Origin of the sequence: Enterobacter sp. JJBC, assembly GCF_036936505.1 — a bacterium.
Classification (GTDB): Bacteria; Pseudomonadota; Gammaproteobacteria; order Enterobacterales; family Enterobacteriaceae; genus Enterobacter; species Enterobacter hormaechei_C.
Map to the genome: position 1 here is coordinate 2,356,563 of NZ_CP136935.1, position 25,958 is coordinate 2,382,520.

A 25,958-nucleotide genomic window follows, 5' to 3' on the forward strand; every position below is an offset into this window, starting at 1 on the left:
ATGGGTTTGTGCCGGGTGGCGGCTTCGCCTTACCCGGCCTGCTCTGGACGCATTTGTAGGCCGGGTAAGCGTTAGCGCCACCCGGCAATTAAGAGGCACTATGTCTTCAGAAATCATCCCCGTTAACCAGGAAATCGAGCTTCGTGCCGTCGAAGAGCGCTATACCACCGATCTGCATAACCTCGTAATCAAAAACAAAACCTGGCTGCAAACCGCCTTCGACTGGGCGCAGCATGTCGGCAGCGAAGAGGACACGCGCCGCAACGTGCAGAGCAATCAGATGTTGCACCAGCGCGGTTACGCCAAAATGTTCCTGATTTTCATGAAGGACGAGCTGGTGGGCGTGCTGTCCTTCAACGCGATCGAGCCTGCGAATAAGACCGGGTACATTGGCTACTGGCTTGACGAGGCGCATCAGGGGCAGGGTATTCTTTCTCAGGCGCTCCAGGCGTTTATGCGCTATTACGTTGAGCGCGGCGAGATCCGCCGCTTTGTGATCAAGTGTCGCGTGGATAACCAGAGCAGTAACCGGGTGGCGCAGCGCAACGGTTTCACGCTGGAAGGTTGTTTGCGGGAAGCGGAGATGCTCAACGGGCGTTACGATGACGTGAACCTGTACGCCAGAATCTTCCCGCTATAGCGCCCCCAGCAGCGGCGTCCGGGTGATCCGCGTGTCGCCGTTGATCACTTTGGCTCCCCGGACGTGAATGCTTTCACCCTCCAGCGCCTCGATAACCGCATCGTCCGTTATTTCCACCTGATGCTCGATCAGGACATCGCCGCTGATACGCGCCCGCCCCTGAATAACCACTTTGTCATCAATCAGGATTGGCCCGCCGCGTAACCACGCCTCGCCGCCTATTAAGACGTGGTGTTTAATGACGCAGTTGCCTTCAACGAGGGCGTTTTCCGCGACCTGTGAACTGTACCGCACGGTCGGGATGGCATCATCCTCCAGACCGGCCAGCAGACGGGCGTTGCCGTACACTTTGGCGCAGTCGCACACCCAGACGTTATTCAGCGCGTTGCCCTCAAGAATGGCGCGATCGAACACCTCGGCACGGTGCTCAACAAAGGCCCAGGTCACCATGGCATCGCCGTAGATTTGCGCCTGATGCACAATACGCGACTGGCTGACCGTGGCTCGGTCATAAATTTGCAGGATCTGCTGACGGTCGGGTGTCAGCCCTTTGGCTGCAATCACCAGGCTATTATGCAGCACCCGCGCGTCACCCGCGATACGACATTCCCCGCGTACGGTGGAGTGCTGAATGGTGACGTTGTCACTTATTACCGCGCCGTGACTCACCTCAGCCGCGTCAAGCCAGCCGTTGCCGCCAACGTGTGCGCGGTGGCTTACGATGCAGGGTTGGGTGAGGCGGGCGTTAGCGGATATCCTGGCCCCGGCAAACACCACGCTGTTTTCATCGTAAACCCAGCAATCCCCGTCCTGGGCGAGCGCGTGTTCATCCTCAACCCAACCGCCTTTAGTCCCGCTGGTCACATCGTTAAAATCCTTCACGGCAATAATTTGTCTTAGAGGCGTTGTGCACGGTGTTGATCCGTCCTGCCAGCGCCAGAGACGCGTTTCATTGCTGAGCCGATATTTTGTCATCGTGTTATCCCTGAAAAGCCTTTCAATAAACGTAGCAAAGTTTTGGTTTTTCGAAGTGCTGGCGTCCGCACAGGAAACCCCTTAAAATGGCATTTAAAATATATTTTAAACTTTAAAAAAAATGCATAACCTAAACCAACGCGTTCTTAACTTGCCCGCCGGGTATTTCGGTATGGTCCTCGGGACCATAGGTATGGGGTTCGCCTGGCGTTATGCCAGCACCATCTGGCCGGTGACGCGCTGGCCGGGCGAGATCCTGGTGGCGCTGGCGGTGGCGATCTGGTTCCTTCTGAGCGTGGCGTTTCTTACCCGTGCGGTACGGTTTCCACATAGCGTGTTGGCCGAGATGCGGCATCCGGTAATGAGCAGTTTTGTCAGCCTGTTTCCTGCCACAACGCTGCTGGTGGCCATCGGCTTTGTGCCGTGGTATCGCCCGGTGGCGCTGGGGTTGTTTAGCGTGGGCGTGGTGATCCAGCTTGCGTATGCCGCCTGGCAAAGCGCCGGGCTGTGGCGCGGCAAGCATCCGGAAAAAGCCACGACGCCGGGACTCTATCTGCCGACGGTGGCGAACAATTTTATCAGCGCGATGGCCTGCGGTGCGCTGGGTTTCCACGACGCGGGGCTGGTGTTCCTTGGTGCCGGGGTCTTTTCCTGGCTGAGCCTGGAGCCGGTCATTTTACAACGCCTGCGCAGCGCGGGCGAGCTGCCCGCTGCCCTTCGTACCTCGCTCGGGATCCAGCTTGCGCCTGCCCTGGTGGCCTGTAGCGCCTGGTTTAGCGTCAACGGCGGCGAAGCGGACACCTTCGCCAAAATGCTTTTCGGCTATGGCCTGTTGCAACTCCTGTTTATGCTGCGTCTGATGCCGTGGTATCTGTCGCAGCCGTTCAACGCGTCGTTCTGGAGCTTCTCGTTCGGGGTGTCGGCGCTGGCGACCACCGGTTTACATCTTGGGCAGAGCAGTCCGTCAGGGTTCTTTCATGCCCTCGCTGTTCCCCTGTTTATTTTCACCAACGTCATCATCGCGATGCTGCTGGTCCGTACTTTTATCTTGCTGATGCAGGGCAAACTTCTGGTGCGCGCTGATAAGGCACTGCTTATGCAATCTGAGGAAAAATAATGACTGTCGATGAAAACTACTTTACTGAGAAATATGGGCTGACCCGCACGCACTCAGAGGTGCTGCTCAGCGCGGACATTGTTAAGCCGGGAAAAACGCTCGATCTCGGTTGCGGAAATGGCCGTAACAGCCTCTACCTCGCTGCCAATGGCTATGACGTGACGGCGTGGGATAAAAACCCGATGAGCATCGATAACATTGAGCGCATTAAGGCGGCGGAAGGGATCGCGAATCTGCAAACGGCGATAAAGGATCTGAACACCCTGACCTTTGACGGCGAATACGACTTTATTCTTTCCACCGTCGTGTTGATGTTCCTCGAAGCGAATACCATCCCTGGTCTTATCGCCAATATGCAGCGTTGCACCAGACCAGGCGGCTATAACCTGATCGTTGCCGCCATGGATACGGAGGATTATCCGTGCACCGTCGGCTTCCCGTTTGCCTTCAAACCCGGTGAACTGAGTAACTACTACGAAGGCTGGGAGCTGATCAAGTACAACGAAGAGGTGGGGGAACTCCACCGTACCGATGCCAACGGGAACCGTATCAAGCTGCGCTTCGCCACCATGCTCTCACGCAAGCCCGCTTAACGCGCGGCCAGCAGACAGAGTTGCAGGGCCGTGCGACAGGAGGCCTCGAACGACGACAGCGGTAAAAACTCAAACTTCGAGTGGAAGTTATGGGCGCCGGTGAAGAAGTTCGGGGTGAGCAAGCCTTTAGCTGACAGGGCCGCCCCGTCCGTGCCACCGCGCATGGGGATCGGTTTTGGGGTGATGCCGAGCGACTCCATTGCCTCGAACATCAGGTCGATCGCGCGGCGGTCTTCGCCAATCGCATTGCTGATATTGCTGTAGGTATCTTCAATGCGATACTCCACGTTTGCCGTGGGATGCTGCGCGGCTATTTGCGCCGCCACATCGGCAATTTGCTGCTTGCGGGCGGCAAAACCGTCTTTGTCAAAATCACGAATGTTGGCTTTCAGCACCGCTTCGTTTTGCCCGGCCTGGATGCCGTTAAACCAGATATAACCTTCGCGCCCCTCGGTGCATTCCGGGGTTTGCTGGCGATCGAAATGGCTGATGAAATCCGTTGCCATCAGCAGCGGATTGACCAGCACCCCTTTGGCGGACATCGGGTGCGCCGTGACGCCGGTAAAGCGAATTTCAGCCGCCGCCGCGTTAAAGTTCTCGTAAACAATTTCGCCCAGCTCGCAGCAGTCGATGGTCCAGGCAAAATCGACGTCGAAGCGCTTTAAATCCAGCGCTTTCGCGCCGCACAGGCCAATCTCTTCATCGGGCACAAACGCCACCACAATATCGCCATGGTTGTGCTCAGCGGTGAGGTTTTCCAGCACCGTCATGACCACGGTGACGGCCGCTTTATTATCTGCGCCTAATACGCTGGTTCCGTCGCTGAAAATAATCTCCTCATCAGGATAAGCCAGAATTTCCGGGTGCTCTTTTACGCGCAGCCAAATATCTTTCTCTTTATTCAGGCAGAGATCATCCCCCGTAAAGGTTAATATTTGTGGATGAATATCCGGGGATAAACCGACGTCGACGGTGTCGATATGGGTAATAAAACCAATCCGCGGCGCGCCGGGAACATTACCTTTTTTCACGGCGGTAACGGTGGCGAACTCATCTATCACAATATCATCTAACCCCAGCGTTTTCAGCTCCTTCGCCAGCTCCCGCGCCATGTCGTGCTGGCCCGGGGTGGAGGGCAGGGTTTTGACTTTCGGGTCGCTCTGGCTGGTGATGGCGAGATAGCGGAAAAAGCGTTGGGTTAATTGTCTGGAGAGTTCTGAGCCCATAGTGTTTCCTTCTGTATTTATTTTTCATGTGTTTGCGCCATCACTTTAATGTTATTTATGAAATGGCAAAAGAAGTAATTAGCCGTCGAATTAAAAAGACAGGAATAAATGATGAAAAGCACATTCACAATGATAACGCTGGCGCTTGCTGCACTGACGGTCAGTTCCACCGTCGCGGCAAAAACGCTGGTGTATTGCTCCGAAGGATCGCCGGAAAATTTCAATCCTCAGCTCTATACGTCGGGGACCAGCGTGGACGCCAGCGCCGTACCGGTTTATAACCGTCTGGTCGATTTCAAACCGGGCACTACCGAACTGGTGCCGAGCCTGGCGGAAAGCTGGGAGGTAAGCGAGGATGGCAAGGTCTACACCTTCCACCTGCGCAAAGGGGTGAAATTCCACAGTAATAAGCTGTTCACGCCGACGCGCGATTTCAACGCGGACGACGTGATTTTCTCGTTTATGCGCCAGAAGGATGTGAATCATCCTTACCATAACGTCTCCAACGGCAGTTATTCCAACTTCGAAAGTCTGGAGTTCGGCAGCCTGATTACCGCCATTGATAAAGTTGACGATCGCACCGTGCGCTTCACCCTGGCGCATCCGGAAGCGCCGTTTGTCGCTGACCTGGCGTGGTACTTTGCCTCCATTCTGTCGGCGGAGTACGCCGATGCCATGCTGAAAGCGGGCACGCCAGAAAAGGTCGATATGCAGCCGATTGGCACCGGGCCGTTTAAGCTGTCGCAATATCAGAAGGATTCCCGCATCCTCTTTACCGCTTTCCCTGACTACTGGCAGGGAAAATCGAAGCTGGATCGTCTGGTGTTCACCATCACGCCGGACGCCTCGGTACGTTTTGCCAAAGTCGAGAAGAATGAGTGTCAGGTGATGCCGTTCCCGAACCCGGCGGACCTGCCGCGTATGAAGGCTAACAAAGACATCAACCTGATGAGCAAGGCCGGTCTGAATACCGGTTTCCTGGCGTTTAACACGCAAAAGCCGCCGCTGGATAACGTAAAAGTGCGCCAGGCGCTGGCGATGGCGATTAACAAACCGGCCATCATTGAGGCGGTCTTCCACGGCACCGGCACGGCGGCAAAAAACCTGCTGCCGCCTGGCGTCTGGAGTGCCGACAGCGAGCTGAAAGACTACGATTACGATCCAGAAAAAGCGAAAGCGCTGTTAAAGGAGGCGGGGTTTGCCAACGGCGTAAGCATCGATCTGTGGGCCATGCCCGTGCAACGGCCGTATAACCCGAACGCGAAGCGTATGGCGGAGATGATCCAGGCGGACTGGGCGAAAGTTGGCGTGCAGACCAAAATCGTGACCTACGAATGGGGCGAATACCTGAAGCGCGTGAAGGGCGGGGAGCATCAGGCTGCGCTGATGGGCTGGACAACGGCGACGGGGGATCCAGATAACTTCTTCGGCCCGCTGTTTACCTGTACGTCCGCCAACGGCGGGTCGAATTCGGCGAAATGGTGTTATAAGCCGTTTGATAACCTGATTGCCGAAGCAAAATCGATAACCGATCGCGAAAAACGCGTGGCGCTGTACAAGCAGGCGCAGCAGATGATGCACGATCAAATGCCGGCGGTAATGATTGCTCATTCAACGATTTTTGAGCCAGTCCGTAAAGAGGTCACGGGCTATGAAATTGATCCCTTCGGCAAACACCTGTTCTGGCAAGTGGACCTGAAAGAGTAATTTTCACTGCCCGGTTTCGGTCGGGCAGTTTTTTCGCTATTTGTGCTGTCTTCGTCATTTTTTGCCACAACACATCGCCCCATTTTTTGTTATAACTTCAAGTGCATACTTGCAGATAACATGGAATACCATCATGCGTACTCACACTTTTTTTAAAGTTGCAGTGCTTTCTGGTCTGTTGGCCCTTTCAGGCTGTGCGTCAAAAGTCGCAGCCCCCGATCAATATTCAGGCTTTTTAAAAGATTACTCAGGCTTGCAGGAGATGAAATCTGCAACCGGGAAGCCAACCCTGCGTTGGGTTGATCCTTCTTATAATGAGGCGAATTATGACAGCATTATCTGGACGCCGATAACCTATTACCCGACGCCAAAACCGACCACTCAGCTTGGGCAAAAAACGCTTGATGAGCTGTTGAATTATACCAATACCAAACTGAAAACCGCGATTGGCCAGCGTAAGCCGATTGTGACGACGCCGGGCAAACATAGCCTGATCTTCCGCGGCGCCATCACGGGTGTGAGCTCAGACAAAGAAGGTTTGCAGTTCTATGAAGTGGTGCCTGTCGCGCTGCTGGTTGCGGGTACGCAGATGGCCACGGGCCATCGTACCATGGATACGCATCTGTTCTTCGAAGGTGAGTTAATCGACGCGGCTACGAACAAACCGGTGATTAAGGTTGTTCGTAAGGGGGAAGGGAAAGAGCTGGCGAACGAGAATACGCCAATGGGCTTCGGCACCCTGAAGCAGGTTGTGGATGACATGGCAACGGATGCCACTATGTTTGATGTTCATCAGACAGCAAATTAATAAAAAAAGGCCTGCATTTTCGCAGGCCGTTTTTTTATGCCGTCCGCAGGCGGCGGAACCAGGTTTCCGGCTTCGTAAACATCACCATATTCCCCCCCAGTATCAACAACAGGCCGACGATCCCGTTGAGATGCCACACGTAACCCTCGTACACCGTTGAAATCGACAGCGCCACCAGCGGGAACAGCAGGGTGCTGTAGGCGGCTTTACCGGGACCAATGCGGCCTACCAGCGTAAAGTAGGCGCCGAAGGCAATCACCGAGCCAAACAGCGCAAGATAGAGCAGCGCCCCCATATAGCTCACCGTCCATTCCGGCATAAAGTTATCGCCTCTGAAGAGGGCGATAAGTCCCATCACGACGGTGCCATACAGCATCGCCCAGGCGTTGGTGGTCATGGTTTCCAGCCCGTTTCGCTGATGACGCATGCTGATCATATTCCCCAGCGAGAAGCCGTAGGTGCCGAGGGCGGAAAGCCCGATGCCCGTAAGCAACGACGCGCTCCAGCCGCTGGCGAGCAGATCGTTCCAGAACAGGGTAATGATCCCGATAAGCCCCAGCGCTGCCGCCGTCCAGAAGCGTGCGGGTGGACGCTGGCCGAAGAAGATAAAGCTGTTGATGGCGTTATACAGCACGGCCATCGAGAAAATCACCGACTCAAGGCCGGTATTGATATGGGCGGCGGCGGTGTAAAAGCACCAGAAGTTGAAACAGAAAACGCAGCAGCCCTGTAGCATGCAGTAGAGATGATCCCGCAGCGCCAGCCTGCGCAGGCGGCGAAGGGCGACCAGGACGATCATCATCGTGGCGCTGGCCACGGCGAAGCGCCAGAAAATGGAGACCGGCGCTGCAACCGGCCCCTGTTGCAAAAAAATGGCGATCCAGGTCGTGCCCCAGATAACAACAACCAGCCCATAGAGTAATGCGTTCATGGTGTCTCTCTTCTCATACCGCGAAAAACAACAGTGTGGCGAAAGAAGATGGGCCCGGCTTTCATCGCCTTGCGCCGGACTTGCAAATTCTTGCGCTTTTTTCTCGCACAATGGCTGGTAACAGGCTGCAACACTTCTTAGACTGACAGTCTGATTAATCACCTGTTTACGGCCATGTCTCTCGTTTACGACACCTTTGAAACGTTACGCCAACAAAATGCGGTGCTGCGGGAAACCGTCGCGCTCAATACTGGCATTCAACTGGCGGCGTGGTACAACAAGCACGACACGATCACCGTGAAAAGCAACCATCACACCCTTAGCCTGTACGTGGCAGATGGCTATGAAAGCTATCAAAAAACGCCGGGTGGCTGGAAAAATGGCGGTGGGCCGGATCGTTTTTGTCTGATGCCGGAAGAGAGCGAATCCACGTGGGATATTCGTGACGACCTGTCGTTCGTGCACCTCTACTGCACCGATGAACACCTGCGGGACGTGGGGGAGAAAATCTGGGATAAACGACCGCTATCGCTGACGCTGGAGGAAAAAATATTCGGCAGCGATCCGAAAATCACCGCCCTTTATCGCCAGTTTTTGCTCGGCTGCGACTGGCAGCAAAACGCCAATCAGCTCACCCTGAGCACCGCGTCGACCTTATTGCTGACGCATTTAGTCCAGCACTATTCCAGCGTACAGTGGAAGCTGCCGGTAGTGACCGGCGGGTTATCGCCGTTTGTGCTGCGCAACGTGCTGGCCTTTATCGAGGAAAACCTGGCGCAACCCTTAACGCTGGCGGAACTGGCGGGCCAGGCCGCACTCAGTGAGTATCACTTTGCGCGGATGTTCCGCCAGTCGATGGGCCTGGCGCCGCATCAGTACGTCATGCAGCGCCGCATGGAGAAGGCCAAAGCGATGGTGCAGCACACGACCACGCCGCTCACCGACATCGCGCTGGCCTGCGGATTTAACTCCGCCAGCCATTTCAGTAACCGTTTTCGCAGCATGACCGGCATTACGCCGTCACAGCTACGCGCGGCGAAGGCGTGAGAAGACGGCGTAACAGATCCCTCCCAACACCAGCCCCCAGAAGGCGGAGCCAATCCCCAGGAGCGTGACGCCGCTGGCGGTCATCAGGAAGGTGACGATCGCCGCGTCGCGCTCTGCTTCATGATTCAGTGCCTGATACAAACTCCCGCTGATAGTGCCGAGCAGGGCCAGCCCGGCCAGCGCCTGGATGCCGCTCAGCGGCAGGGCGGCCATCAGCCCCGAAATCGTCCCGCCGAACACCCCCGCCAGCAGATAAAACCCACCTGCGGCCGCCGCAGCCAGCCAGCGTTTACTGGCATCCGGGTGGGCGTCCGGGCTCTGGCAGATGGCGGCGGTGATGGCGGCGATGCATATAGAATAGACGCCGAAGGGGGACAACAGCAGCGCCAGCCCGCCTGTGGCAACGATCAGCGGTGAGACCGCCAGCGGATAGCCCGATGCCTGCATGGTGGCGAAGCCGGGCGCATTCTGCGACGCCATGGTCACCAGGAAGAAGGGTAAGCCGATGCTGATCAGGCTGGTGAAGGTGAACGCAGGGGCAATGAATTCCGGCATGATGACCGATAACGTCATCCTTTTCGTGACAACGTCACCTCCAGCCCAGGCAACGAACACGCCCACCAGCAGCGTGGCGACAATGGCGTACCGGGGCGCTACAGCTTTGGCCACCAGCCAGGCGGCCAGCATACTGCCGCAAAGAAAAAAGTGTCCCTCAAGATTGCTGAATGCCTTCAGGCCAAACTGTAACAGCACGCCCGCCAGCATAGCGGCGGCAAGCGAGTGCGGGATCAGTTTCATCAACCGGGCAAACAGGCCGGTGACGCCGCACAGCAGAATCAGCGTATTCGCGAATATAAATACCCCGATGGTTTCCGCCAGCGTCACGCCATGCAGGCTGGTGGCGAGCAACGCCGCGCCCGGAGTCGACCAGGCGGTCAGCACGGGGGCTTTATACCACCACGACAATGCCAGCGTGCTGATCCCCATCCCGAGCCCTAGCGCGGTCATCCATCCGGCGATTTGCTGTGTACTGGCGCCAGCCGCCGCAGCCGCCTGCCAGATAATGGCGGCAGAGCTGGCATAGCCCACCAGAACGGCAACAAAACCGGCCAGCACGGCAGGAAAGAGAGAGGCAGTCGATCGCATGGAAACTCCGTTGTGCGTTATAACGTCCGGGATAAGGTATCACTGTGCGCTATAACGTACAAGTGGTATGCTTTGCCGCAACGGGAGGAACTATGGATATCACTCAACACCTGGCAACCACACTGAAAGCGCTGCGTCAGGCGCGGGGCTGGAGCCTGTCAAAACTGGCGGAAGAGACGGGCGTGTCGAAAGCGATGCTTGGGCAAATCGAACGCAATGAGTCCAGCCCGACGGTCTCTACCTTGTGGAAAATCGCCACCGGGCTGAACGTACCTTTTTCGGCGTTTATCACTCCAGAAAGCGAACCGCAGGCGGTGTTCGATCCGCAGCAGCAGGCGATGGTGGTGAAACCGCTTTTCCCCTGGGATGAACAGCTTAAGTTCGACCATTTCTCCATCACCCTGTCGCCCGGCGCGCTGAGCGAGTCCACGCCGCACGAAGCCGGGGTGATCGAACATTTGGTGGTGATAAGCGGTGAGCTGGATATGCAGATCGACGGTGTCTGGCGCACAATATACGCTGATTCCGGCGTGCGTTTTGCCGGCGATAAACCGCACGCGTACCGCAACAGCAGCGCCCGGACGGTGCATTTTCACTCCCTGATCCATTATCCCCGCTAAAGCGTCGCAAAACGGTTTCACTGACACAGACTTCTGACTACAATAGCCGCCATTTTGACCATAACGGATAACGACGAAGTATGCGCCTGCACTCCCATCATCTTGAACTGCTAAGCCCGGCCCGCGACGCCGCCATTGCCCGTGAAGCCATTCTTCACGGTGCGGATGCCGTCTACATTGGCGGCCCTGGCTTCGGTGCCCGGCATAACGCCAGCAACAGCCTGCGCGACATTGCCGAGCTGGTACCGTTCGCTCACCGTTTCGGGGCGAAGGTGTTTGTGACCCTGAACACCATTCTTCATGATGATGAGCTGGAGCCCGCGCAGCGTCTGATCACCGATCTCTACCAGACCGGCGTTGACGCCCTGATCGTTCAGGATATGGGCGTTCTGGAACTGGATATCCCGCCGATTGAGCTGCACGCCAGCACCCAGTGCGATATCCGCACCGTCGAGAAGGCGAAGTTTCTTTCGGACGTCGGGTTTACGCAGATTGTGCTGGCGCGCGAGCTGAACCTGAACCAGATCCGCGATATCCATCAGGCGACCGACGCGACCATTGAATTCTTTATCCACGGTGCGCTGTGTGTGGCCTATTCCGGGCAGTGTAATATCTCTCACGCCCAGACGGGGCGCAGCGCTAACCGGGGCGACTGCTCTCAGGCCTGCCGTCTGCCGTATACCCTGAAAGACGATCAGGGCCGCGTGGTGGCATTCGAAAAACACCTGCTGTCGATGAAAGATAACGATCAGACGGCGAACCTCGGTGCGCTGATCGATGCTGGCGTACGCTCCTTCAAAATTGAAGGGCGCTACAAGGACATGAGCTACGTCAAAAATATCACCGCACATTATCGTCAGATGCTGGATGCCATCATCGACGATCGCGGTGATCTGGCGCGCGCCTCCGCCGGGCGTACAGAGCATTTCTTTATTCCGTCTACGGACAAAACCTTCCACCGCGGCAGCACGGACTATTTCGTGAATGCCCGTAAAGGGGATATTGGCGCGTTCGACTCACCGAAGTTTATCGGCCTGCCGGTGGGTGAAGTGCTGAAAGTGGCGAAAGATCATCTTGACGTTCAGGTGACAGAGCCGCTGGCGAACGGCGATGGTCTCAACGTGATGATCAAACGTGAAGTAGTGGGTTTCCGCGCCAATACGGTGGAGAAAACCGGCGAAAATCGCTATCGCGTCTGGCCGAACGAAATGCCTGCCGATCTCTACAAAGCCCGTCCTAATGCGGCGCTTAACCGTAACCTGGATCACAACTGGCAGCAGGCCTTGCTCAAGACCTCCAGCGAGCGCCGCATTGCGGTGGATATCGCGCTGGGGGGCTGGGAAGAGCAGCTGATCCTGACCATGACCTGCGAAGACGGCATCAGCGTCACGCATACGCTCGACGGCCTGTTCGAGGTGGCGAACAATGCGGAGAAAGCGCTTAGTAACCTCAAGGATGGCGTGGCGAAGCTGGGGCAGACCATTTATTACGCGCGCAATATTGAGGTGAATCTGCCGGACGCGCTGTTCGTGCCGAACAGCCTGCTGAACCAGTTCCGCCGTGAAACGGCCGAGATGCTGGATGAAGTACGCCTGGCAAACTATTCGCGCGGCAGCCGTAAGGCCGAAGCGGTGCCTGCGCCGGTCTACCCGGACACGCATCTTTCTTTCCTCGCGAACGTATACAACCACAAAGCGCGTGCGTTTTATCATCGTCACGGCGTGCAGCTGATTGACGCCGCGTATGAAGCGCATGAAGAGAAGGGCGATGTGCCGGTGATGATCACCAAACACTGCCTGCGGTTTGCTTTTAACCTTTGTCCGAAACAGGCGAAAGGCAATATTAAAAGCTGGAAAGCGACGCCGATGCGGCTGGTGAATGGCGATGAAGTGCTGACGCTGAAGTTTGACTGCCGTCCGTGTGAAATGCACGTTATCGGCAAGATGAAGAATCACATCTTCAAAATGCCGCCGCCGGGAAGCATTGTGGCCTCCGTCAGCCCTGACGATTTGATGAAGACCCTGCCGAAGCGTAAAGGCAGCTAACCCGCAGAGTGGGTATCCGGTTTGCGCGATTTCTGCCAGGTATGGTGCTCGCGCAACCCCTCCGCAGACTCCTCAGCCGCGCTGCGTAACTCGTCGCTGTCAGCTTCATGACGAAGCTGATGGTCGGCGTTTTTCACATACACAAATTCATGCCCTTTGTGCTCCGCCATAATCTGTCCTGAGAACAGGGCGCTAATCACCAGCAGTAGCGAAAATTCTTTTCTGAACATCATTTATCCCCTGAAAATACGCTACGGTCATCGTAGGGATAATTTCATAGAGTAATTATTCGACTCTTTAAATTTGAGAAAATAGAGTGTCAAAAATTGTGGTCGCAATAAAACGCGCTTAAGACTATTCTTAAAAGCGATATCGACGTTGTAAACTCCCATTTCTGGTATGCAAAGAACAACTAGATTTATTGGGAAATCATTTACAATAAGATTTTTCTGGCTAAGGATTGGATCGAATAAATGAAAAAAATAATCGTGCTATCACTTCTGGGCGTAGTGGTTGCGGTGGGTGCTGCGGCCAGCATCTATTCAAATAAAGAACCAGAATATATTCAGTCAGCAAAAAGCCGTGTCGGATCGTATTTAACCAGCGATTACGGACGTGTCGAATGTAATAGCACCCAGGTAAGTGAAGATCGCTGGGAGCTGGGCTGTACCAATAAGGCGAGAGGCAAAACCTTCCAGTTCGCCGTTTACCCACCCGAGCAGGCACCGTATGGGGTCTCTCGTGCGTTTTATCTCGAAGCGATTAATGATGATGCCCGCCAGAGTGCAGATCAGGGGCTGATGCGTTATCTGCAAATTAATACCAAAGCGGGTTAATCGATTCGTTTATGCTTCGTTGAGGCTCACAGTGGTAGATTGCTGGTGATCCACATCCCGGTAGGGAATACCGGAGCGTAGATACCAAAATACAAATCTATCCATGCAAGCATTTACCGCCAGATTATGGCGGTTTTTTTTTGCCCGTTTATCGTACCGGCTGTAAAAATTGTTTGCGATATTGCGCGGGCGAAAGCGCAAATTGCTGCCGGAAATGGTGGCGCAGCGTGGCGCTTTGTCCAAATCCGGTTTGTTCCGCAATATTATCAATGCTGAGCCGACTGTTTTCGAGATAATCTTTTGCCCGCTGCAATCGCGCAGTCAATAACCAGCGCGCGGGCGTTGTCCCGGTCGCGTCCTGGAAACGGCGCAGAAAGGTGCGTTGACTCATACCCACCCGCAGGGACAGCGATTCGACGGTATGGGAAACGGCCAGATGCTGATGAAGATAATCGAACAGCTGGCCCAGGCGCTGGCTCTCCCGCAACTGAGCCACCGGTCGGCTAAGTTGCTGGGTTTGCGAGCCGTCCCGATGGGGCGGGATCACCAGTCGACGCGCCACGCGGTTTGCTGCCTCCATACCGTAATTCCGGCGCACCACGTGCAGACACAGATCAATCCCCGCGGCGCTGCCGGCGGAAGTGAGAATATCGCCTTCGTCCTGGTAGAGCACATCTTCGACCACGGTGATGGCGGGAAAGCGTGTTTTCAGAGCTTGCGTGTAGCGCCAGTGGGTGGTTGCCTTCCGCCCGTCAAGCAGGCCTGAGGCTGCCAGAACGAAAACGCCAGAACAGATCGAGAGTAGCTGGCAGCCGCGGGCATGCGCCGCGCGGAGCGCCTGGCAGAGCGCTTCGGGTACGGGTTCATCCAGCCCTCGCCAGCCGGGTACAACAACCAGATCCGCCGTTTCAAGCAGACGCAGATCGCCGTCGGCCAGAATACGGATCCCGCCCGTTGCCCGGAGCTCGCCGCCATCCACGCTCGCCACGGCGAACTGATACCAGTCATCGCCCATCTCCGGGCGCGGCAAGCCAAAGATTTCTACCGCCACGCCAAACTCAAAGGTACATAAACCGTCATATGCCAGCACGACCGCGCGCGGCGAGGGATGTCTTAAGTTTGTCATCTTTTTGCTGTTTTCTGGCATAGGCGGACGCATTCATGTGCTGAATTAAGGGATAGAGTAGTGTTAACACAAACACCACAAATGAGGAAGATTCATGAGCTATGTTACTGAATTTCCGGCTGCTGAGCCGCAGGAAGCCGTGGGGCATTTTCTGCGTCGTCTGAGCGTCGAGACGGACTGCGCCGATGTCCATCACGCGGTATCCAGCGGTGAGCAGGACTTTGTTCTGCTGCACGTTGTCGGGAAGCCTGAACATTTTGCCCGGCGGCATCTGCCCGGCGCGCTGCATTTACCCTGGAGCCAGATCACCGCCGAGCGGATGACAGCGTGGCCAGAGGGCACGCTGTTTGTCGTCTATTGTGCAGGCCCGCACTGCAACGGGGCGGACAGGGCGGCGCTGAAGCTGGCGCGTCTGGGTTTGCCGGTCAAGATTATGCTCGGGGGCATGACCGGCTGGGAAGATGAGCGGTTCGCGTTTGCGGGATCTTCATCACCCGCTCTGTGAACATGAATTTTTTTCAACACAGATGAAATTTTCTCGTTTGTCGGCGGCGAGTCGGTATGACATCTTTTTAGGACGTTTAGACATCCAGAAGTCTAAAGATTCAAGAGATGAATTATCACTGTGGGCAATTAACGCCGACAGACAGAGGAGATTTCCATGCAGCGACACCACGCCCCGTACCGCGCCGATGTAGTCGGCAGTTTTTTACGCCCGGATTCCATTAAACAGGCCCGTCTGCAATTCGCCAGCGGTGAGATCGATGCCGGTCAGCTTCGCGCGGTTGAGGACGAGGCCATTCGCCATGTTGTCGAGCAGCAGTGCGCCTGCGGTCTGCATGTGGTAACGGACGGTGAATTCCGCCGCGCCTGGTGGCACTTTGACTTCTTTGACGGGCTACAGGGCGTGGAGCGTTATGATTCGCAGCAGGGCATTCAGTTCAACGGAGTGCAGACCAAAGCGCATGGCGTGCGCGTAACGGGCAAACTGGGCTTCGGCGATCATCCTATGCTGGAAGATTTCCGCTACCTCAAAAGCATCAGCGGTAACGCACAGCCGAAGATGACTATTCCGAGCCCGAGCGTGCTGCACTTCCGCGGTGGCCGCAAGGATATTGATGCCACGGTCTACCCGGATCTGAAAGATTACTTTGACGATCTGGCGACCACCTGGCGCGATGCCATTCGGGCCTTTTACGATGCAGGCTGCCGCTATCTGCAACTGGATGACACCGTCTGGGCCTACCTTTGTTCAGAAGACCAGCGCCGCCAGATCCGCGAGCGCGGTGATGATGCAGACGAACTTGCCCGAACCTATGCCCGGGTGCTGAATAAGGCGCTGGAGGGCAAACCGGACGATTTGACCATCGGGCTACACGTCTGCCGCGGTAATTTCCGCTCAACCTGGATTTCCGAAGGCGGCTATGAGCCGGTGGCGGAGGTGCTGTTCGGCACGGTGAACGTCGACGCGTTCTTCCTGGAGTACGACAACGACCGTAGCGGCGACTTCGCGCCACTGCGTTTTGTGCGCCCGGGTAAACAGCAGGTGGTGCTGGGGCTGATCACCACCAAGCACGGTGAGCTGGAGAACCCGGAAGGGGTGAAAGCGCGTCTGGAAGAGGCCGCGCGCTACGTGGCGAAAGAGCAGATTTGCCTCAGCCCGCAGTGCGGATTTGCCTCCACGGAAGAGGGTAACAGCCTGAGCGAAGCCCAGCAGTGGGATAAAGTTCGCCTGGTGACGCAAATCGCCAGCGACGTCTGGTAACATCGTTTACAGCGCTGCATTATTACAGTGCAGCGCTGTACCATTCTGAGTCGTTTCCCGTAGATCCTCTCTTCGAACCCGTTTAAATCCTGCCTCTGCAACCTGGCACTCTTTTTGCTCTCCTGAAACTGACGTTACTTTTTTCTGCGTCCGGGCGGTAACGGACGTCTTCGCACAGCTTTCTTTTTCAGGAGTGAAAATATGCACCGTCGTACCTTTATAAAAGCGTTCGCCTTGTCCGCCTCCGTGGTCGCCATGGGAGTGAGTTTTGGCGTTCAGGCCGCAGAGACCATTAAAGTCGGGATCATGCACTCACTCTCCGGCACGATGGCCATTTCAGAAACGCCCCTGAAAGATGTCGCCCTGATGACCATCGACGAAATCAACGCCAAAGGCGGCGTACTCGGGAAAAAGCTGGAGCCGGTGGTGGTTGACCCGGCCTCCAACTGGCCGCTGTTTGCCGAAAAGGCCCGCCAGCTTCTGAGCCAGGATAAGGTCGCCGTGGTGTTTGGCTGCTGGACCTCCGTATCGCGTAAATCGGTTCTGCCGATTTTTGAGGAGCTGAACGGTTTGCTGTTCTATCCGGTGCAGTACGAAGGTGAAGAGATGTCACCTTACCTCTTCTATACCGGCGCGGCGCCTAACCAGCAGGCGATCCCGGCGGTGGAGTACCTGATGAGCGAGGACGGCGGCAGCGCGAAACGCTTCTTCCTGCTGGGAACGGACTACGTTTACCCGCGCACCACGAACAAGATCCTGCGCGCCTTCCTGCACTCGAAAGGCGTGGAAGATAAAGATATTGAAGAGGTCTACACCCCGTTTGGTCATAGCGATTACCAGACCATCGTCGCCAGTATCAAGAAATTCTCTGCGGGCGGTAAAACGGCGGTGGTCTCCACCATCAACGGTGATTCCAACGTGCCTTTCTATAAAGAGCTGGCGAACCAGGGGCTGAAAGCCACGGACGTGCCGGTTGTGGCGTTCTCGGTGGGCGAGGAGGAACTGCGCGGCATTGATACCAAACCGCTGGTGGGTAACCTGGCGGCGTGGAACTACTTTGAATCCGTCGATAACCCGACCAACCAGACCTTTGTCGCGGCCTACAAAGCTTACGCGAAAGCCCATAAGCTGCCGAATGCCGATACCGTCGTCACCAACGATCCGATGGAAGCGACCTACGTCGGCCTGCATATGTGGGCGCAAGCGGTTGAAAAAGCGGGGACAACCAACGTGGACAAAGTGCGCGCGGCAATGGCGGGCCAGTCGTTCAACGCGCCGTCCGGCTTTACGCTGACCATGGATGCCACCAACCACCACCTGCATAAGCCCGTCATGATTGGTGAAATCGAAGGCAACGGCCAGTTCAACGTCGTCTGGCAAACCGAACAGCCGGTACGCGCTCAGCCGTGGAGCCCGTTTATCGCCGGGAATGACAAAAAACCTGACCAGCCGATGAAAACCGCCAGCAACTAAGCCACCACCAGGGAGAGACGTCATGAACGCCATACGCATGATGATTGCGATTGTGTGGCTTACCGGACTGCTGCCAGGGATGGCGCAGGCATCGGATGCCGATGATTTCGTTGCCGCTAGCCGCAGCCAGCAAACCGCCATGCTGACCCGCTGGGCAGCCACGCCGGAACCTGCACGTTTGCCGCTGCTTAAGGCGCTGCAACAGGAGAACCTTTATACCGACAGCCAGAAGAAGGCATTTACCCGCATCGACGGCGAAATGGTTGCCCTGGGCGCGGCAAAGAGCGCCGAAGGAACGACCAAAGCCGTGCGGCTGACCAACCGGCTGCGCGTGTTAACCGTCACGGCGCTGGCGACGCATCAGCTTGTTAGTGACAGTGTCACAGAAAGGCGTCATGCCGCGCGGCAACTTCAGCGTGACGCCCAGCCGGATATGCTCGGGTTTCTGCAACAGCGGGCTAATCGCGAAACGGACGACGTCACCCGACAGTCGCTGAGGCTGGCGCTGGCAAATCTTCAGCTGGCGAGTCCGCAGGCGGAAACGCGCCTTAACGCGGTTGAACTGCTGGGACAGTCTGACGATCCGGACGTGCAGGCCACGCTGACGCCATTCACCCGGGCGCAAACCGAGCCGGACGCACGGGTACGTGCCGCCGCCGCTGAGAGCCTGGACCGTATTCAGCACCGGCTGATGTGGGGCGAACTGCTGGGGCAGGCCTTCATGGGCCTGTCGTTGGGATCGGTACTCTTGCTGGCCGCGCTCGGGCTGGCTATCACCTATGGTCTGCTGGGGGTGATTAACATGGCCCACGGCGAAATGCTGATGCTCGGGGCGTATGCCACCTGGATGGTGCAGCAGGTTATGGCGCAGTGGATGCCTCAGTGGCTGGCGCTCTATCCGGTGGTGGCGCTGCCGGTGGCGTTTTGCCTGACGGCAGGTATCGGGATGGTGCTGGAGCGCACGGTGATCCGCCATCTGTATGGCCGCCCGCTGGAAACCCTGCTCGCCACCTGGGGGATCAGCCTGATGCTTATCCAGCTGGTGCGCATGACCTTTGGCGCTCAGAACCTTGAGGTCGCAAACCCGGCCTGGCTGTCCGGCGGGGTGCAGGTTTTCGCCAACCTGACGCTGCCGTGGAACCGTATTGTGGTGCTCGGGTTTGTGTTGCTGGTGCTGTTCTTCACCTGGCTCATTCTGAATAAAACGCGTCTGGGGCTGAACGTGCGGGCGGTGACGCAAAACCGCAGCATGGCGGCCTGCTGCGGCGTCCCCACCGGACGGGTAGATATGCTGGCGTTTGGCCTCGGGTCCGGCATTGCCGGGCTGGGCGGCGTGGCGTTGTCCCAGCTGGGGAACGTGGGACCGGAGCTGGGCCAGGGATACATCATTGATTCGTTCCTGGTGGTGGTGCTCGGCGGCGTCGGCCAGCTGGCCGGTAGCGTCGCGGCGGCCTTTGGTCTGGGGATCTTCAATAAAATTCTTGAACCGCAGATGGGCGCCGTGCTGGGCAAGATCCTGATTCTGGTGGCGATCATTCTGTTTATCCAGAAACGTCCGCAGGGGTTATTCGCACTTAAAGGGAGGGTGACAGACTGATGAGCCAGCCATTGACCTTAACACTGGCGCGCAGGGCACCGCGCACCGCGCAAATCTTCGGCAGTCTGCTGGTTGCGGCGCTGCTGGTGCTGCCTTTTCTCGCGCTGTTGCCCGCCACCCATCCGCTGGCCGTTTCCACGTGGATGTTGACGCTCATCGGCAAGATCCTCTGCTACGCGGTGGTCGCCGTGGCCCTCGATCTGGTCTGGGGCTATGCCGGTATGCTCTCGCTGGGGCACGGCATATTCTTCGCCCTGGGCGGCTATGCGATGGGCATGTACCTGATGCGCCAGGCGGCCGGAGACGGGCTGCCCGCGTTTATGTCGTTTCTCTCGTGGAGCGAACTGCCCTGGTTCTGGTGGGGAACGCAGCATTTTGCCTGGGCACTGGTGTTAATTGTGACGATACCCGGCCTGCTGGCGCTGGTCTTCGGCTGGTTTGCTTTCCGCTCGAAGATCAAAGGGGTCTATTTCTCCATCATGACCCAGGCGCTGACCTATGCGGGCATGCTGCTGTTCTTTCGCAACGAAACCGGCTTTGGCGGCAATAACGGCTTTACCGGCTTTACCACGCTGCTCGGATTTTCCGTCACGGCGACCACCACGCGGATCGCGCTGTTTCTCGCAACGGTCGTGCTGCTGCTTCTGGCCCTGGGCACAGGCTACGCGCTGGCGAAGAGTAAATTTGGCCGCATTTTAACGGCGGTGCGCGATGCGGAAAACCGTCTCACGTTCTGCGGCTACGATCCGCGCGGCTTCAAGCTGCTGGTCTGGACGCTTTCCGCCGTGCTGTGTGGCCTGGCGGGGGCGCTGTACGTTCCGCAGGTGGGCATTATCAACCCGGGTGAAATGTCGCCAACCAACTCGATTGAAGCGGCCATCTGGGTAGCGCTGGGCGGGTGCGGCACTCTGGTGGGCCCGGTGATTGGCGCGGCGCTGGTCAACGGTGCGAAGAGCTTTTTCACCGTGGCGATGCCGGAGTACTGGCAGCTGTTTCTGGGGCTGATTTTCATCGCCGTGACGCTGTTTTTACCGCGCGGCGTGTTCGGTCTGTTTCGTAAGGGAGAGAATTAATGCAGCCCTCTGAAGGACTCTTTACCCGCCAGCTACCGGGCGACCGTTACCGCGAGCAGACCGATCCGGTGTTGCAGCTCGAGGCCATTAACGTCAGTTTCGACGGTTTTCAGGCGTTGACCGATCTCTCGCTGAATATCGGCGTCGGAGAATTGCGCTGCATCATTGGCCCTAACGGAGCCGGTAAAACCACGCTGATGGACGTGATCACCGGCAAAACCCGGCCAAAAAGCGGGAAAGCTATTTACGATCAGTCCATCGATCTGACAGCCCTGGAACCGGCGGCCATCGCCCGTCAGGGCATTGGCCGTAAGTTCCAGAAGCCGACCGTGTTTGAAGCGCTGACCGTAGGGGAAAACCTCGAAATCGCCATGAAAGCCGACAGGTCCGTCTGGGCGAGCCTGCGGGCAACGCTCAGCGGCGAGCAGCGCGACCGCATTGACGAGATGCTGGTTTTGCTGCGGCTTGGCAGTGAGCGCGATCGCCGTGCCGGACTGCTTTCCCACGGACAGAAGCAGTTTCTGGAGATCGGCATGCTGCTGGTGCAGGACCCGCACCTGTTGCTGCTGGACGAACCCGCCGCCGGTATGACCGACGCCGAGACGGAATACACTGCCGAGCTGTTCCGCACCCTGGCAGGCAAGCATTCGCTGATGGTGGTTGAGCACGATATGGGTTTCGTTGAGACCATCGCCGACCACGTCACGGTGCTGCATCAGGGGCGCGTACTGGCGGAAGGTTCGCTTCGCGAGGTACAGGCCAATGAACAGGTGATTGACGTCTATCTGGGACGCTAAGGAGAGGGGATGTTACAGGTTAGCGAACTGAATCAGTACTACGGCGGAAGTCATATTCTGCGCGGGGTGAGCTTTGAGGCGGTCGTCGGGGAAGTTACCTGCCTGCTGGGGCGCAACGGGGTGGGCAAAACCACGCTGCTGAGGTGCCTGATGGGGCTGATCCCGGTGAAAGCCGGGGAGGTCGTCTGGCAGGGAAAGACCATCACTCACAGTAAACCGCACCAGCGAGTGCAGTCCGGCGTGGCGTATGTTCCGCAGGGGCGGGAGATTTTTCCGCGTCTGACCGTAGAAGAAAACCTGCTGATGGGGCTGACGCGCTTCTCAGCGGGAAACGCAAGGAGCGTACCGGAGGAGATTTGGCAGCTTTTCCCGGTGCTGAAGGAGATGAAGCACCGACGCGGAGGCGATCTTTCCGGTGGTCAGCAACAGCAGCTGGCGATTGGTCGCGCGCTGGCGAGCCGTCCACAATTACTGATTCTGGATGAACCCACGGAAGGTATTCAGCCGTCGGTGATTAAAGAGATTGGGCAGGTGATCCGCAGCCTGGCGAACCGGGGGGATATGGCGATCCTGCTGGTGGAGCAATTTTATGATTTTGCGGCAGAGCTGGCCGACAGCTATCTGGTGATGTCGCGCGGCAGCATCGTCCAGCAGGGGCGCGGGGAGAATATGGAGCGGGAGGGCGTTCGCGGGCTGGTTGCGATCTGAAATGTTATAATATAACATCCCTATTCTTATAAAACGGAATGAGGATTTTGCTGTGGCTGCACAACCTGGAAAAATTGCGCTGACTTTGGGAACGCTGCTGGTAAGCGGCTCGCTTTTTGCCCATTCGCACGGTCATCAGATGACGGAGGCGGAACAGAAGGCGGCAAACGGCGTCTTTGAGGATAAAGACGTCAGGGACAGGAAGCTGTCTGACTGGGACGGAACATGGCAGTCTGTTTACCCGTTCCTGCTTGATGGTTCGCTGGATCCGGTTTTCGAAAAGAAAGCGCAGAAGGGAGAAAAATCTGCTGCCGAGGTGAAGGCCTACTACCGCAAGGGTTACGCGACGGACGTGGACGCCATCGGCATTGAAAACAACGTGATGGAATTCCACCGAGGCAAAACGGTGAGCAGCTGCCGCTACGACTACAGCGGCTACAAAATTCTGACCTATGCGTCGGGGAAAAAAGGTGTGCGCTACCTGTTTGAGTGCAAGGATAACGCGAGCGAGGCGCCTAAGTTTGTGCAGTTCAGCGACCATATCATCGGGCCGAAAGCCTCTTCACACTTCCATATCTTTATGGGCAACACCTCCCACGAGGCGCTGCTGAAAGAGATGGATAACTGGCCGACCTACTACCCGAATGAGATGTACAAGGAGCAGGTGGTGGAGGAGATGTTGCACCACTAAGGTGTTGGTTTTGCCGGGGGACGGCTTCGCCTTACCCGGCCTGGGATTAGGGTTTTCCAGGTCGGGTAAGCGCAGCGCTACTCGACACTCTATCTTCACTTTTCACGCGCATCCCGCGCAATATCATCAGCCAGGCCGCAATGATGGCGGCCATCATAATGATAAATAATGACCAGTGCGGCAGATGGGTCAGGATGAGCCCGGTGATCATCGGGTTCGCCGCCGCGCCCAGCCAGCCCAGCGCTTGTGCGGAGAAGTAGCTCGCCTTCATGCCCGGCGGGGCGATATTGTCGATCAGCATGTATTCACCCGGTGCATAAATAATCTCACCCAGGGTGAAAATCGCTGCCGCGATCCCCCAGTAAATCAGGTTCTCGCCGGAAAGCATAAACCCCCCCAGCCCGAGGATGAAAAAAAGCGTCGCGGCGGTCATTAGCGGACGGATATTGCTGGCGGTGATCTTCCGTCCAAGCGCATATTGCAGGGTGACGACCACCGCCGCGTTGACGGGCAGCACAACGGCCACCACCTTTTCTGCGAAATCACTGTCCGCATGTGCAGCGAGGACATACTGGGAAATGCAGGTGGCAAACGATCCACCCACATACGACGCCAGCAGCCCGGAAAGCGTGTACCAGAACAGCGCCCGGTCTTTCAGCAGCACCGAGGGTTGCCATGGCATTTTCTCCTCAGGGCTGTCCGAGGCTATGCTTTTCTGCACAAAGAAATGGATAAACCCGAGCGGCAGTGCGGCGCAGAAGGCCGCCAGCAAGAACGGCAGTTGCAGGCTGTACATCACAAGCAGGGTGCCGATCGGCGGCCCGATCGTCCAGCCGATGTTCAGGAAACTGTAGTTGAGTGAGAAAACGTGCGCCTTTTCGCTGGAGGTCAGCACGTCGGCAAACCATGCTTTCAGCACCGTTGAGAAGACGGAATAGGCGCAGTTAATCAGGGCAAAGAACAGCACTACCAGCGTCACGTTATTCACCAGCGGAATGGCCACAAACCCGGCGATAAAGGCGACGATGGCGATCAGCATATAGCGTTTTTTGTCGAATTTATCCGCCAGGATGCCAAACCCCAGGCTAAACACCACGCCAATGGTCAACGCCACGGTAAGGGCATAGCCAATATTCTCCACGCTCATATCGTACACGCGTGTAAGATATATGGTCATAAAGGGCAGCGTTGCCCCGCGGCCAATTGTTAATAACAATGACGATGCCAGCAGCGCTGCGGTTGAGCGCCTGATTGATGGTTTCATTTTCCTGCCCGACAAATGCTTATGCTTTTTTGTTGTGTTATTACAGGATTATCATGGGATCGGCAGCTTGTATAGCACCCAATTTATCCGCAAGTGCTTCTCTTCAGTACCAGAATTAATGATCTTCTCGCGGGGCTATTTTTTCTGTTACCTTGAAGTGTTTACAAAATTTTAATATTTCAGGGGCGGAAAATGACGCGGAAAGACGGGCTGTTAGCGTTGCTGGTTGTCGTGGCGTGGGGACTCAATTTTGTGGTCATCAAAATGGGGTTGCACAACATGCCTCCATTGATGCTGGCGGGTCTGCGCTTCCTGCTGGTGGCGTTTCCGGCGCTGCTGTTCGTCGCCCGCCCGAAAATTCCCCTCAAGCTGCTGCTGGGCTACGGCCTCACCATCAGCTTTGGTCAGTTTGCGTTTCTTTTTTGCGCTATTAAATTCGGTATGCCTGCGGGCCTGGCTTCGCTGGTGCTTCAGGTGCAGGCGTTCTTTACCATCATTCTCGGCGCGTTTGTCTTTGGCGAACGCTTGCAGGGCAAGCAGCTGGCGGGCATTAGCCTTGCGGTCTTTGGCGTGCTGGTGCTGATTGAAGGCAGCCTCAACGGTCAGCATGTCGCGCTGCTGGGCTTTATGCTCACCCTGGCGGCGGGGCTGAGCTGGGCGTGCGGCAATATCTTTAACAAGCTGATAATGCAGCACGAGGCGCGTCCGGCGGTCTTATCGCTGGTGGTCTGGAGCGCGTTGATCCCCATCGTACCGTTTATGGCCGCGTCATTTATTCTGGAGGGGCCGCAGGCGATGCTGAAAAGCCTGGTGGAGATCGACCTGACGACTATTTTGTCGCTGATCTACCTGGCGTTCGTTGCCTCAATCATTGGCTATGGTATCTGGGGATCGCTGCTCGGACGCTATGAAACCTGGCGCGTGGCGCCGTTATCGCTGCTGGTACCGGTGGTCGGGCTTGCCAGCGCCGCACTGTTGCTGGATGAAACGCTCAGCGCGCTGCAACTGTGTGGCGCAGGGCTGATTATGGCCGGGCTGTATATCAACGTCTTTGGCTTGCGGGTGCGTCGGGCGACGCGGGTGCAGAGTTAAGGCAGAAAAAAGCCCCGCATTAGCGGGGCAAAAACGAATTACAGGTCGTGGTTGTAATACGGCACGCCTAATTCGTCGGATTTGTCGCTGCCAGCGCCCATGTGATTGAAGTCCCAGGGCGACTGGTTTTGCGTGGACGGCATAATCATGGTGTCACGATTATTTTGCTGCCCCGCACTGGGGTTTTGCTCCGCGAAGCTCTGGCCGGAAACCAGCACCAGCAAGGTGAGGGCGGCGGAGGCGATAAATTTCATGATTTCCTCGGTTACGTCTTAACAGGCGATGATTAACTGCAATGTTTAAGCGGATACAGATAACGGGATTCACCCGGCATACTGGTAATACGGTACTTATGAGGCGGCACGTCAAAGTAGTTCTTGAACGTACGCGTCAGGGTTTGTTGCGATTCAAATCCGTAACGTTCCGCCAGATAGAGGATCGGCTCATTGCTTTCTTTCAGTTTTTGGGCAATCTCCGTCAGCTTGCGGCTGCGAATATATTGTCCTAATGAATGGCCGGTCTCTTTTTTAAACATCCGTTGCAGGTGCCATTTTGAGTAACCTGAACGCTCAGACACTTTCTCAAGGGAGAGCGGAGATTCCAGGTTATCTTCGATCCAGTCCAAAATGCTATGAATGGTGATAGCGTCAGTATTGCGTCTGGACATCGTCATACCTCTTT

Annotated in this window: 27 protein-coding genes; 18 read left to right on the top strand and 9 right to left on the bottom strand. The window is 56.6% G+C overall.

Features of this window, described 5'->3' with window-relative positions; genetic code table 11:
• The first annotated feature begins 100 nt into the window (after nt 1-100).
• Nucleotides 101-640: a 50S ribosomal protein L7/L12-serine acetyltransferase gene (gene rimL, locus RY075_RS11400; protein ID WP_050870637.1), complete on the top strand. Its 540-nt coding sequence runs from the start codon at nt 101-103 to the stop codon at nt 638-640.
• Here the strand turns inward: rimL and ydcK are convergent.
• A complete protein-coding gene (gene ydcK / locus RY075_RS11405; RefSeq protein ID WP_022651177.1) occupies nt 635-1,615 on the bottom strand; it encodes a YdcK family protein in 981 nt (326 codons plus the stop codon). The genes rimL and ydcK overlap by 6 nt on opposite strands.
• A gap of 121 nt (nt 1,616-1,736) precedes the next feature.
• Between ydcK and tehA the strand changes: the two genes are divergently transcribed.
• Both tehA and tehB read left to right on the top strand, forming a co-directional pair.
• Complete coding sequence (tehA, locus tag RY075_RS11410; protein WP_109948939.1) at nt 1,737-2,732, top strand: dicarboxylate transporter/tellurite-resistance protein TehA; 996 nt, start codon at nt 1,737-1,739, stop codon at nt 2,730-2,732.
• Complete coding sequence (gene tehB / locus RY075_RS11415; RefSeq protein ID WP_109948940.1) at nt 2,732-3,325, top strand: tellurite resistance methyltransferase TehB; 594 nt, start codon at nt 2,732-2,734, stop codon at nt 3,323-3,325. Before tehA ends, tehB begins: the two co-directional genes overlap by 1 nt.
• Here tehB and pepT read toward each other — a convergent pair.
• The gene (gene pepT, locus RY075_RS11420) at nt 3,322-4,551 is read right to left on the bottom strand and encodes a peptidase T (protein WP_109948941.1); all 1,230 of its coding nucleotides are present in this window, start codon (nt 4,549-4,551) and stop codon (nt 3,322-3,324) included. The genes tehB and pepT overlap by 4 nt on opposite strands.
• Nucleotides 4,552-4,662: 111 nt before the next feature.
• Between pepT and RY075_RS11425 the strand changes: the two genes are divergently transcribed.
• Together RY075_RS11425 and RY075_RS11430 are read left to right on the top strand one after the other, a co-directional pair.
• Nucleotides 4,663-6,258 carry an ABC transporter substrate-binding protein gene (locus RY075_RS11425; RefSeq protein WP_003857222.1) on the top strand — a complete coding sequence of 532 codons (1,596 nt, stop codon included), beginning with the start codon at nt 4,663-4,665 and terminating at the stop codon, nt 6,256-6,258.
• Nucleotides 6,259-6,391: 133 nt separating this feature from the next.
• On the top strand, nt 6,392-7,066 hold the full coding sequence (locus RY075_RS11430; RefSeq protein ID WP_003857221.1) for a DUF3313 domain-containing protein: 675 nt from the start codon (nt 6,392-6,394) through the stop codon (nt 7,064-7,066).
• A 34-nt stretch (nt 7,067-7,100) separates the two neighbouring features.
• Here the strand turns inward: RY075_RS11430 and RY075_RS11435 are convergent, their stop codons facing one another.
• Nucleotides 7,101-7,997: an EamA family transporter gene (locus tag RY075_RS11435; RefSeq protein WP_003857219.1), complete on the bottom strand. Its 897-nt coding sequence runs from the start codon at nt 7,995-7,997 to the stop codon at nt 7,101-7,103.
• Nucleotides 7,998-8,171: 174 nt separating this feature from the next.
• On the opposite strand from RY075_RS11435, the gene RY075_RS11440 reads away from it, so the two are divergent.
• Entirely contained in the window at nt 8,172-9,044 is an 873-nt protein-coding gene (locus tag RY075_RS11440; RefSeq protein WP_003857218.1) for an AraC family transcriptional regulator, read from the top strand.
• On the opposite strand, the gene RY075_RS11445 is transcribed toward RY075_RS11440, so the two are convergent.
• A complete protein-coding gene (locus RY075_RS11445) occupies nt 9,024-10,190 on the bottom strand; it encodes a benzoate/H(+) symporter BenE family transporter (RefSeq protein ID WP_233132309.1) in 1,167 nt (388 codons plus the stop codon). The genes RY075_RS11440 and RY075_RS11445 overlap by 21 nt on opposite strands.
• A gap of 92 nt (nt 10,191-10,282) precedes the next feature.
• On the opposite strand from RY075_RS11445, the gene RY075_RS11450 reads away from it, so the two are divergent.
• Together RY075_RS11450 and RY075_RS11455 are read left to right on the top strand one after the other, a co-directional pair.
• Complete coding sequence (locus tag RY075_RS11450) at nt 10,283-10,810, top strand: XRE family transcriptional regulator (RefSeq protein WP_233132308.1); 528 nt, start codon at nt 10,283-10,285, stop codon at nt 10,808-10,810.
• Nucleotides 10,811-10,890: 80 nt separating this feature from the next.
• On the top strand, nt 10,891-12,855 hold the full coding sequence (locus RY075_RS11455; RefSeq protein WP_182384531.1) for a U32 family peptidase: 1,965 nt from the start codon (nt 10,891-10,893) through the stop codon (nt 12,853-12,855).
• On the opposite strand, the gene RY075_RS11460 is transcribed toward RY075_RS11455, so the two are convergent.
• Complete coding sequence (locus tag RY075_RS11460; protein WP_003857211.1) at nt 12,852-13,085, bottom strand: DUF2554 family protein; 234 nt, start codon at nt 13,083-13,085, stop codon at nt 12,852-12,854. The two genes, RY075_RS11455 and RY075_RS11460, sit on opposite strands and share 4 nt — an antisense overlap.
• A 243-nt stretch (nt 13,086-13,328) precedes the next feature.
• Here RY075_RS11460 and RY075_RS11465 point away from each other — a divergent pair, with 243 nt between their 5' ends.
• Nucleotides 13,329-13,691: a hypothetical protein gene (locus tag RY075_RS11465; protein ID WP_063854997.1), complete on the top strand. Its 363-nt coding sequence runs from the start codon at nt 13,329-13,331 to the stop codon at nt 13,689-13,691.
• A 148-nt stretch (nt 13,692-13,839) separates the two neighbouring features.
• Here the strand turns inward: RY075_RS11465 and ftrA are convergent, their stop codons facing one another.
• Nucleotides 13,840-14,838 carry a transcriptional regulator FtrA gene (gene ftrA / locus RY075_RS11470; RefSeq protein WP_045333149.1) on the bottom strand — a complete coding sequence of 333 codons (999 nt, stop codon included), beginning with the start codon at nt 14,836-14,838 and terminating at the stop codon, nt 13,840-13,842.
• A 73-nt stretch (nt 14,839-14,911) separates the two neighbouring features.
• Here ftrA and RY075_RS11475 point away from each other — a divergent pair, with 73 nt between their 5' ends.
• From RY075_RS11475 to zinT, 8 genes are all read left to right on the top strand, one after another.
• Entirely contained in the window at nt 14,912-15,322 is a 411-nt protein-coding gene (locus RY075_RS11475) for a rhodanese-like domain-containing protein (RefSeq protein ID WP_003857206.1), read from the top strand.
• Between the two features lie 156 nt (nt 15,323-15,478).
• The gene (locus RY075_RS11480) at nt 15,479-16,582 is read left to right on the top strand and encodes a cobalamin-independent methionine synthase II family protein (RefSeq protein ID WP_023324640.1); all 1,104 of its coding nucleotides are present in this window, start codon (nt 15,479-15,481) and stop codon (nt 16,580-16,582) included.
• Between the two features lie 201 nt (nt 16,583-16,783).
• The gene (gene urtA / locus RY075_RS11485; protein ID WP_338628613.1) at nt 16,784-18,055 is read left to right on the top strand and encodes an urea ABC transporter substrate-binding protein; all 1,272 of its coding nucleotides are present in this window, start codon (nt 16,784-16,786) and stop codon (nt 18,053-18,055) included.
• Between the two features lie 22 nt (nt 18,056-18,077).
• Nucleotides 18,078-19,652 (top strand): urea ABC transporter permease subunit UrtB, encoded by a 1,575-nt coding sequence (gene urtB, locus RY075_RS11490; protein WP_023324641.1) that lies wholly within the window; start codon nt 18,078-18,080, stop codon nt 19,650-19,652.
• Entirely contained in the window at nt 19,652-20,725 is a 1,074-nt protein-coding gene (urtC, locus tag RY075_RS11495) for an urea ABC transporter permease subunit UrtC (protein WP_338628615.1), read from the top strand. The genes urtB and urtC overlap by 1 nt, the downstream gene beginning before the upstream one ends.
• The gene (gene urtD, locus RY075_RS11500; RefSeq protein WP_015570541.1) at nt 20,725-21,522 is read left to right on the top strand and encodes an urea ABC transporter ATP-binding protein UrtD; all 798 of its coding nucleotides are present in this window, start codon (nt 20,725-20,727) and stop codon (nt 21,520-21,522) included. Before urtC ends, urtD begins: the two co-directional genes overlap by 1 nt.
• Nucleotides 21,523-21,531: 9 nt before the next feature.
• Nucleotides 21,532-22,230 (top strand): urea ABC transporter ATP-binding subunit UrtE, encoded by a 699-nt coding sequence (gene urtE, locus RY075_RS11505; RefSeq protein WP_032609186.1) that lies wholly within the window; start codon nt 21,532-21,534, stop codon nt 22,228-22,230.
• A 52-nt stretch (nt 22,231-22,282) separates the two neighbouring features.
• Nucleotides 22,283-22,921 carry a metal-binding protein ZinT gene (gene zinT, locus RY075_RS11510; protein WP_003857190.1) on the top strand — a complete coding sequence of 213 codons (639 nt, stop codon included), beginning with the start codon at nt 22,283-22,285 and terminating at the stop codon, nt 22,919-22,921.
• A gap of 46 nt (nt 22,922-22,967) precedes the next feature.
• Here zinT and ydeE read toward each other — a convergent pair whose 3' ends face one another.
• On the bottom strand, nt 22,968-24,185 hold the full coding sequence (ydeE, locus tag RY075_RS11515) for an efflux MFS transporter YdeE (RefSeq protein ID WP_032609188.1): 1,218 nt from the start codon (nt 24,183-24,185) through the stop codon (nt 22,968-22,970).
• A 192-nt stretch (nt 24,186-24,377) separates the two neighbouring features.
• Between ydeE and eamA the strand changes: the two genes are divergently transcribed.
• The gene (eamA, locus tag RY075_RS11520) at nt 24,378-25,277 is read left to right on the top strand and encodes an O-acetylserine/cysteine exporter (protein WP_032658384.1); all 900 of its coding nucleotides are present in this window, start codon (nt 24,378-24,380) and stop codon (nt 25,275-25,277) included.
• 38 nt (nt 25,278-25,315) lie between these two features.
• Here the strand turns inward: eamA and marB are convergent, their stop codons facing one another.
• Together marB and marA are read right to left on the bottom strand one after the other, a co-directional pair.
• Nucleotides 25,316-25,531 carry a multiple antibiotic resistance protein MarB gene (marB, locus tag RY075_RS11525; protein ID WP_048208651.1) on the bottom strand — a complete coding sequence of 72 codons (216 nt, stop codon included), beginning with the start codon at nt 25,529-25,531 and terminating at the stop codon, nt 25,316-25,318.
• A gap of 32 nt (nt 25,532-25,563) precedes the next feature.
• Nucleotides 25,564-25,944, bottom strand: coding sequence for an MDR efflux pump AcrAB transcriptional activator MarA (gene marA, locus RY075_RS11530; protein WP_001303241.1), 381 nt, complete (start codon nt 25,942-25,944; stop codon nt 25,564-25,566).
• Between the last annotated feature and the right edge of the window lie 14 nt (nt 25,945-25,958).

Bases quoted from the DNA above. Each gene is read 5' to 3' on its own strand.
- marA (WP_001303241.1), bottom strand. From the start codon at position 25,944: ATGTCCAGACGCAATACTGACGCTATCACCATTCATAGCATTTTGGAC.
- rimL (WP_050870637.1), top strand. From the start codon at position 101: ATGTCTTCAGAAATCATCCCCGTTAACCAGGAAATCGAGCTTCGTGCC.
- RY075_RS11465 (WP_063854997.1), top strand. From the start codon at position 13,329: ATGAAAAAAATAATCGTGCTATCACTTCTGGGCGTAGTGGTTGCGGTG.
- tehA (WP_109948939.1), top strand. From the start codon at position 1,737: ATGCATAACCTAAACCAACGCGTTCTTAACTTGCCCGCCGGGTATTTC.
- urtE (WP_032609186.1), top strand. From the start codon at position 21,532: ATGTTACAGGTTAGCGAACTGAATCAGTACTACGGCGGAAGTCATATT.
- urtC (WP_338628615.1), top strand. From the start codon at position 19,652: ATGAGCCAGCCATTGACCTTAACACTGGCGCGCAGGGCACCGCGCACC.
- tehB (WP_109948940.1), top strand. From the start codon at position 2,732: ATGACTGTCGATGAAAACTACTTTACTGAGAAATATGGGCTGACCCGC.
- RY075_RS11455 (WP_182384531.1), top strand. From the start codon at position 10,891: ATGCGCCTGCACTCCCATCATCTTGAACTGCTAAGCCCGGCCCGCGAC.
- eamA (WP_032658384.1), top strand. From the start codon at position 24,378: ATGACGCGGAAAGACGGGCTGTTAGCGTTGCTGGTTGTCGTGGCGTGG.
- RY075_RS11480 (WP_023324640.1), top strand. From the start codon at position 15,479: ATGCAGCGACACCACGCCCCGTACCGCGCCGATGTAGTCGGCAGTTTT.
- urtA (WP_338628613.1), top strand. From the start codon at position 16,784: ATGCACCGTCGTACCTTTATAAAAGCGTTCGCCTTGTCCGCCTCCGTG.
- ftrA (WP_045333149.1), bottom strand. From the start codon at position 14,838: ATGCCAGAAAACAGCAAAAAGATGACAAACTTAAGACATCCCTCGCCG.
- RY075_RS11440 (WP_003857218.1), top strand. From the start codon at position 8,172: ATGTCTCTCGTTTACGACACCTTTGAAACGTTACGCCAACAAAATGCG.
- pepT (WP_109948941.1), bottom strand. From the start codon at position 4,551: ATGGGCTCAGAACTCTCCAGACAATTAACCCAACGCTTTTTCCGCTAT.
- ydeE (WP_032609188.1), bottom strand. From the start codon at position 24,185: ATGAAACCATCAATCAGGCGCTCAACCGCAGCGCTGCTGGCATCGTCA.
- RY075_RS11425 (WP_003857222.1), top strand. From the start codon at position 4,663: ATGAAAAGCACATTCACAATGATAACGCTGGCGCTTGCTGCACTGACG.
- RY075_RS11445 (WP_233132309.1), bottom strand. From the start codon at position 10,190: ATGCGATCGACTGCCTCTCTCTTTCCTGCCGTGCTGGCCGGTTTTGTT.
- urtB (WP_023324641.1), top strand. From the start codon at position 18,078: ATGAACGCCATACGCATGATGATTGCGATTGTGTGGCTTACCGGACTG.
- RY075_RS11435 (WP_003857219.1), bottom strand. From the start codon at position 7,997: ATGAACGCATTACTCTATGGGCTGGTTGTTGTTATCTGGGGCACGACC.
- ydcK (WP_022651177.1), bottom strand. From the start codon at position 1,615: ATGACAAAATATCGGCTCAGCAATGAAACGCGTCTCTGGCGCTGGCAG.
- RY075_RS11450 (WP_233132308.1), top strand. From the start codon at position 10,283: ATGGATATCACTCAACACCTGGCAACCACACTGAAAGCGCTGCGTCAG.
- RY075_RS11430 (WP_003857221.1), top strand. From the start codon at position 6,392: ATGCGTACTCACACTTTTTTTAAAGTTGCAGTGCTTTCTGGTCTGTTG.
- urtD (WP_015570541.1), top strand. From the start codon at position 20,725: ATGCAGCCCTCTGAAGGACTCTTTACCCGCCAGCTACCGGGCGACCGT.
- RY075_RS11475 (WP_003857206.1), top strand. From the start codon at position 14,912: ATGAGCTATGTTACTGAATTTCCGGCTGCTGAGCCGCAGGAAGCCGTG.
- marB (WP_048208651.1), bottom strand. From the start codon at position 25,531: ATGAAATTTATCGCCTCCGCCGCCCTCACCTTGCTGGTGCTGGTTTCC.
- RY075_RS11460 (WP_003857211.1), bottom strand. From the start codon at position 13,085: ATGTTCAGAAAAGAATTTTCGCTACTGCTGGTGATTAGCGCCCTGTTC.